Raw genomic sequence first — 6,297 nt, 5'->3', positions numbered from 1 at the left:
AGTCCGCGAGATCCCGGTGAAAAGTTGATGGCCCCATGACGACACTACAAGCAGCGAGCTCCGAGACTGCGTCGGGTCCGTTCTATGTCGACGCGCAAGCGGCGGAGGACTTCGGCCGCCGGCTTCTGGTCGCGCATGGGTTGCCCGAGGAGGATGCAGCGACGGTTTCGCGGTGTCTGGTGCTGGCCGATCTGCGCGGCGTCGATACCCACGGGCTGCAAACCCTGCCGCATTATCTCGAACGTGTCAGGCGCGGGCTGATCAACCCGCGTCCGAATTTGAAGGTCGAGCGTGTGACCCCGATGGCCGGTTCGCTCGACGGGCAGAATGCGTTCGGCTTTGTGGTCGCGACCAAGGCAATGGCTGAGGCGATCGATATGGCGCGCGAGTTCGGCGTGGGCATCGTCTCGGCGCGCCGCAGCACGCATTTCGGCATGGCCGCCAATTATGCGCTTCAGGCGATGGACGCAGGTTATATCGGCATCGTCTTCACCAAGCATCGCGCGCGATGCCGCCCTGGGGCGGCCGAGAAGGGCTGTTTGGCACCAGTCCGATCGCGGTCGCAGCCCCTGCCAGCAAACGCTGTTTGATCTCGACATGTCGCCGGCGGTCGCTGCGCGCGGCAAGATCCGGCGCGCGGCGCGGTGTGGGCAATCGATCCCGCTTGGTTACGCGCTCGACGCCAAGGGCCGCCAAACGACGGATCCGAACGTTGCGCTCGATGGCGGCACGGTGCAGCCGATCGGTGGCCCGAAAGGGTCGGCGCTGGCGATGCTGATGGACGTGATAGGCGGTGTGATTTCCGGAGCAGCCTTCGGCGGCGAAGTCCGCAACCATTTCGAGGATTACGAAGCGCCGCAGAATGTCCGCCATTTTGTCATGGCCATAAAGCCGGATCTGTTCGTCAGCCGGGAGGAATACACGCGACGGATGGTCACGCTGGTGCAACGGGTGCACGCCGATCCTACCGCGGAAGGTTTCGATGAGGTGATCATGCCCGGCGAGCGCGAGCGGCGGCCAAGAGGCCAAACATCGCCGCACCGGGGTGCCGTTCCACGCCAAAGAGATGGCCGCGTTGCAGGACGCGGCTGCCAAGGCCGGGCTGCCACCGCTGCCGGTTTCCGATAGCCCATTGAGCTAGTCTCCTCAGGGCAGCACTCGGAATGGCAGCGAATGGGCGCGGCATTGCGCTGTCCCTCGGTAGGAAACAGAGCGTGTGGACTGGTGGGTCTAACGATGTAGTGGGCCGCCGCTACCAGATCTACGATTTTCCACAGGCGGTTACGATTGCCTAAGCGGGGGAAGCGATCCGAGCGGGTGGCGCCCGGAGCGCTTCGATCGTCAACATGTCGTCGGTCGCATCGATGCGTGCGCCGGCTCTGTCGGCTTACGCCTTGGCTAAAGCGGCGACCGTCGGCCTCACCACTGGCTCGCCCTGCTGGAGGATGCGGCCGTATCTGCATCAGCGCCCACTAGTTTGTGCGTCTTTCGATGGGCGGTGTGGAATCCCCACGGTGTTCTGCAAGAACAGGGACCGGCAGCCTAATGACGACGTCGCCGCCAAGTTTCTTCTCGCGGTGACGGGGCGGTTTCTGCTTGTCCCGTAGGGTGCGCACCTGATCGGCCGTCTACCAACGCCGGATTGTAGTAGCCAGTCGCGGGCGCTGCAGGATTGGATACGGCTCATCATGCCCAATGGCGATCGACCTTGTGCTCGAGCCATATCGTGGCCGAAAGGCCATGGTGAGAAAGAGCTAAGCCGCGACGACTATCTGCCCTGCGGGTACTGCACGCGATGGAGGAGCTGTTTCGAAATGTTCCTTATGGGCCTGAAGCGCACTCAACCTGTCTGCCCATCGCCGCAAGTCGTTGATGTTAAAGCCAATGCGACCGCCCTCCGAGCGCACCACCCAATGTTCCTGTTACGTTCAGCGGAGGCATGACACCACCATCCCGCGGCGCGCTGGCGTCCGGGTTCCGGGCCTTGCTTCTCCCTCCGCTGAAGCAGAGGGCGCAGGGAATGCCGGGCGCTGGCCTCGCCCATGGCCCGCCTGCAACAAAAAACGCAGGCGGCAGTCACCACAGGTTCAGCCGAGACATCCCGGCATTCCCCGCGCAACGGTTTTAACGGCTTACTTCGCGCTCTCCCCAGGGACCGGCTTTCTTGCCCCTGTCGGCCGCCGGACTCGTCGTGTCCGAGCGACCTTGACGCCAGCACCGGGGCGCCAGGACCACGCGACTTGGCCGTGCGCATCGTGCTGTTCGTCCGCATGGAGACCACGCTGCAGCCCGACCCGCCCATCGCATCCCGCGCTCAACGTCCGTGACGATCGCGATACGCCCCTCGAGTGAGGCGGGACGGGCGGATCATGCCGCAAATTCGGTAAACAGGAAAGTAGTTTATTTTTATCCGAAGGGCTGGACAAGGAGTCAAAATCAGGCGCCCGGCTTCTTGACCGGCCTTGGCCTTGCGTTTCGTCCGTGCGCCAAGCGCCAATGCGATGGCGCCGGGCTGTTCGGTTCGGCGAGACACCGAAGGTCGCGCGCAACCAGGCTGCTTCCTGCACAATAAATGGCCTGCGGCGAGGTCGCGACCGCTCGATATGTCGCAGCGCTCCATCCACACGCCTTCACCGGGGCGTCATCGAACTTCGCTAGCGCTCGGGCTCACGCGAAGCTCGAGGAATCCTCATGTCGACCACGTTGCCCGTTCTTGGCGCCGCGCTCTCCGTCAAATCGATCCCCGCGCATCGCGACTGGCTGCTGGAACGGCAACGCGATCTCGAAATCCAGGATTTCTTTCGCACCGATCTGCTCGACGGCGACTGGCGGGGCACGGCCAACGAGATCAAGTCCATGCTCGACGGCCACACCGGCCGCGTCGGCATCCACGGCCCGTTCTGGGGCTTCAAGATCGACAGTCATGATCCGATGATCCGCCGCGCCGTTACCAAGCGGCTGCTGCAAGGCCTCGAAGTCGCCGACTATCTTGGCGCGACGCAGATGGTGATCCACTCTCCGTTCACGACGTGGGACTACAACAATCTGGACATGTTGCCGGACAATCGCGCCAATCTCGTCGAGCGTGTTCGCGCAACGCTGAGCGATGTGATCGCCACCGCCGAGCAGGCGAATTGCGAGATCGTCATCGAGAACATCGAGGACAAGGATCCGCACGACCGCGTCGTTCTGGCGAAGGCGCTTGATAGCGCCAAGGTGCGTGTCTCGCTCGATACCGGACATGCGAACTACGCGCATTGCTCGACCGGCGCACCGCCGGTCGACTACTATGTCGAAGCCGCCGGCGACATGCTGACGCACGTCCATCTCCAGGACACCGACGGCTATGCCGACCGTCACTGGGCGCCCGGCGAAGGCAACATCCGCTGGACGGCGGTGTTCCGGTCACTCGGACGCCTCAACTCCAATCCGCGCCTGATCATCGAGCTGCGCAACCACGATCACGTGCGCGCCGGCGCGGCCTATCTCGCTTCACTCGGTCTCGCCGAGTAGCCCATCCGCTCCCTTTACTTGAAGGGACGGAGAAGCCACGGCCGCTCATGCTGTTTCATCCGCACCCCTCACTTCTCCGGCCGTGAATCCCGGCCGCCGATGGCGCAGCAACATCAGGAACGTGAGTGCGGCGCATGACAGTGCCAGAGTGAATCCCAGAAGGGCATGGCTGCCGAAACGCAACAACATCCCGGCAAGAACTGGAGGCGAGGCGGCGGAGATCAGGTTGAGCGGCAGCGCGATATGCGATGAGGCCCTCGTGAACGCGGCCTTGTCGTAGAAGATGAGCGGCATCGTCGCCCGAACCACGGCAAGCGCTCCGCTGCCGATGCCATAGAGCAGGACGAAGCCCGCGATGGCCGCAAATTGTCCATGGCTCATCATCAGCAGGAGCATCGCGGTAATCAGGATAATGGTGGCGACCAGGCCGGTCGTAATGGCATCCCAGCGCGCGCCTCCCATGAAGTCGATCGCGCGGGCGCTGACCTGGATGATGCCGAGCAGCGAACCCAGCGCGAGGGCCTGCGACGGCGAAAGTCCTTCCGCCTTCAACAGCTCGACCAACAGAGCGCCCATGCCGAGCGTCACGACGACGTTCAATCCGCTGGCCGCCGTGATCAGGTGGAACGTGCTCCGTGACGGGATCGCGGCCGGGGTCGGCGCGGTCCTTTGCGGCGCAGGCTGGTCGACCGGCAGGCGGCGGGCGGGCAAGCCGAATGCGTAGAGCGGAGCCGAGAGCAGAAGCATCACGGCCGCGTAGGTGAGGCACGCCGTCCGCCAGCCCGCCGCGTCGGTGAGCAGCGACGTGATGGGCCAGAACACGCTGCTGGACAGGCCGGTCACCAGCATCAGCGCGCCGATCGCGCGCCTGGCGTTCTGTCCGACGATTTCGTGGAGCGCAATGTAGGAGGCCGTCGAAAGCGACGCGCTGCCGGCGGCGCCGAGGATCCCCCAGGCCGCAAAATAGAGCAGGGGGTCTTGTGCGAGCGAAAGCAGCAGAAAGCCGGGCACGGCCACGATTGTCCCCGCCACCATCACGCGCCGGGCGCCAAATCGAACAAACGGCCCGGTCAGCCACGGTGCGCACAATCCCATGGCGACGTAGAGCGTCGATGTGCCGGCGAACACCGATGCAAGGTCCATCTGCAGATCGGCGGCAATCTGCCTGCCGATGATCGCGGGCAGGCTGATCGTGCCCCAGCCGATCACTTGCGCGATCGACAATGTGACCATGGCGCCGATGGTCGTCCTGTCAGGAAGCGATGGCATGCCGGCGTCTGTGCGCACCGTGGCGGTGCCGATTTGCGAGCCCGTGCGGTTCAATCATCGAATGGCCGTGGGGCCGTCCTCTCTCACCCTTATTCGCGACAAAGGCGCACAGGAGCTCTGGATCGACCGAGAGCGATCCGCGTCTCCCCCGATCGATTCGCGGCGCCCGACCGTTCAGCGTCACATCAGAACGTAGCGGCTCGCGAGGATGCGGATCAATGCGGAAATGGACATGGAGGGGTTGTGTACAAGGCGCTCGGCGGGCCTTGCCATCGGCCTCGTTGCCCGCTTCACGACCGGGGCGGCGGTCATGATCGTTGCCGCGACGTGACGGCTCGATGAGGTGAAGCCCGACCGCCACACGCGCGACGGCGAACTCCGAATCCTGTGGCAGGATCGAGGCCCTGTCACATATCCATAATGAAACCGGGGATAGCTGTGCCGGGAAGTCGGAGGGTCGAAGTCGACCGGCCGCGCGGTTGGGTGCATTGGAAGTCCGTATGCGATGAGGCGTGGTGGTCCGGGAGTGCCGAGGCAGGCTCGAACGGCTTGTCGGTCGGTGGCGATTCCTGGCCGCGGCGAGAGAGCGCGTTGGGTCAGCCACGTTCTGTGCTGGACCGGGCAGGCCTGGCTTCTCGCCGGGTCTGTTGCGGTCGCGATGGCCGGGGACTATGCCGCGCCCGAGCCGTCGAACGGCCAACGTAGCTTCGACATCCCCTCGCAAGAGCTGTCCACGGCGCTGAGCGAGTATAGCGCTGCGACCGGCATCAGCATTCTCGTCGACGGCAGTCTGTCCACCGGACGCATGTCCGCGTCCGTCAAGGGGGTTTTCAGCCCGGCGGCAGCGTTGCAATCCTTGCTGGACAGGACCGGACTGACAGTGCGCTACGCAACGCCGACGGCGCTTGCGCTCGTGCCGGCTTCGCCAACGCCGGGGCGGGCGGTGGACCTCGTGCGGGAAAGCTATTTCGCGGCGATCCAGGCTGCGGTCGTGCGCGTCCTCTGCAAACACGCCGGCACCCGTCCGGGGCAATACAGGTCTGTGGTGCGGCTCTGGATCGATCGCTCCGGCATCGTCCAGCGCTCCGAGATTCTCGCCTCCACGAAGGCGATCGAGGCGCCGGCCGGCGACAACGGACGAGAGGAGCGGGCGTCGGTCATCATCGTCGAGTTCCTGGGTTTCGGCGGCGCGCCGGAAGGAGAAGATACCCCCAATCGGCGTCCCTGCGACGCTGGTTGCGATCCCGCAGTCGGGCCACGGACCCAGAACCCGCTCAGCTCGGTTCAGGTGGTCGGCGCCGGCTCCTTGTCTCCCAACGAGACGCAACTCCTGACCGAGGAGGAGCGCAGCAAGATCCAATAGGGGCTGCCTCGGACGGAAAGCACCGACACGCACCGCTCCATCGGGCCGCGCGAGCGTCTGGAATTTTTCAAGCGCCGAGGGACTCGAGCAGGCTCGGCGGCAGTTCTAGAGCTTTTTCCGTTCCGATGGAGTCGGAACGGAAGCTCTAGCTC

Annotated in this window: 6 protein-coding genes; 5 read left to right on the top strand and 1 reads right to left on the bottom strand. The window is 64.6% G+C overall.

Annotated elements, in window-relative coordinates:
- Positions 1–35 precede the first annotated feature (35 nt).
- The 3 genes from JOY90_RS16085 to JOY90_RS16075 all read left to right on the top strand — a co-directional run bounded on the left by JOY90_RS16085 (position 36) and on the right by JOY90_RS16075 (position 3,513).
- Positions 36–590 carry an Ldh family oxidoreductase gene (locus JOY90_RS16085; protein ID WP_291692101.1) on the top strand — a complete coding sequence of 185 codons (555 nt, stop codon included), beginning with the start codon at positions 36–38 and terminating at the stop codon, positions 588–590.
- Between the two features lie 7 nt (positions 591–597).
- A complete protein-coding gene (locus JOY90_RS16080; protein ID WP_291692100.1) occupies positions 598–1,128 on the top strand; it encodes an Ldh family oxidoreductase in 531 nt (176 codons plus the stop codon).
- A gap of 1,563 nt (positions 1,129–2,691) precedes the next feature.
- Entirely contained in the window at positions 2,692–3,513 is an 822-nt protein-coding gene (locus tag JOY90_RS16075) for a sugar phosphate isomerase/epimerase (protein ID WP_291692099.1), read from the top strand.
- 45 nt (positions 3,514–3,558) lie between these two features.
- Here JOY90_RS16075 and JOY90_RS16070 read toward each other — a convergent pair whose 3' ends face one another.
- A complete protein-coding gene (locus JOY90_RS16070; protein ID WP_291692098.1) occupies positions 3,559–4,782 on the bottom strand; it encodes an MFS transporter in 1,224 nt (407 codons plus the stop codon).
- Between the two features lie 208 nt (positions 4,783–4,990).
- On the opposite strand from JOY90_RS16070, the gene JOY90_RS16065 reads away from it, so the two are divergent.
- Together JOY90_RS16065 and JOY90_RS16060 are read left to right on the top strand one after the other, a co-directional pair.
- On the top strand, positions 4,991–5,113 hold the full coding sequence (locus JOY90_RS16065; protein ID WP_291692097.1) for a hypothetical protein: 123 nt from the start codon (positions 4,991–4,993) through the stop codon (positions 5,111–5,113).
- Positions 5,114–5,440: 327 nt separating this feature from the next.
- Complete coding sequence (locus tag JOY90_RS16060) at positions 5,441–6,145, top strand: STN domain-containing protein (protein ID WP_291692096.1); 705 nt, start codon at positions 5,441–5,443, stop codon at positions 6,143–6,145.
- Positions 6,146–6,297 lie beyond the last annotated feature (152 nt).

Origin of the sequence: Bradyrhizobium sp. (assembly GCF_019242285.1) — a bacterium.
In the GTDB taxonomy this organism is placed as follows: domain Bacteria; phylum Pseudomonadota; class Alphaproteobacteria; order Rhizobiales; family Xanthobacteraceae; genus Bradyrhizobium.
Note: the sequence above shows the minus strand (reverse complement) of the source record. Positions and strands in the feature narration are given on the sequence as shown.

What these genes read in the sequence shown, in the direction of transcription:
- JOY90_RS16070 (WP_291692098.1), bottom strand. Translation starts at nt 4,782, where the DNA reads ATGCCATCGCTTCCTGACAGGACGACCATCGGCGCCATGGTCACATTG.
- JOY90_RS16075 (WP_291692099.1), top strand. Translation starts at nt 2,692, where the DNA reads ATGTCGACCACGTTGCCCGTTCTTGGCGCCGCGCTCTCCGTCAAATCG.
- JOY90_RS16080 (WP_291692100.1), top strand. Translation starts at nt 598, where the DNA reads ATGTCGCCGGCGGTCGCTGCGCGCGGCAAGATCCGGCGCGCGGCGCGG.
- JOY90_RS16060 (WP_291692096.1), top strand. Translation starts at nt 5,441, where the DNA reads ATGGCCGGGGACTATGCCGCGCCCGAGCCGTCGAACGGCCAACGTAGC.
- JOY90_RS16065 (WP_291692097.1), top strand. Translation starts at nt 4,991, where the DNA reads ATGCGGATCAATGCGGAAATGGACATGGAGGGGTTGTGTACAAGGCGC.
- JOY90_RS16085 (WP_291692101.1), top strand. Translation starts at nt 36, where the DNA reads ATGACGACACTACAAGCAGCGAGCTCCGAGACTGCGTCGGGTCCGTTC.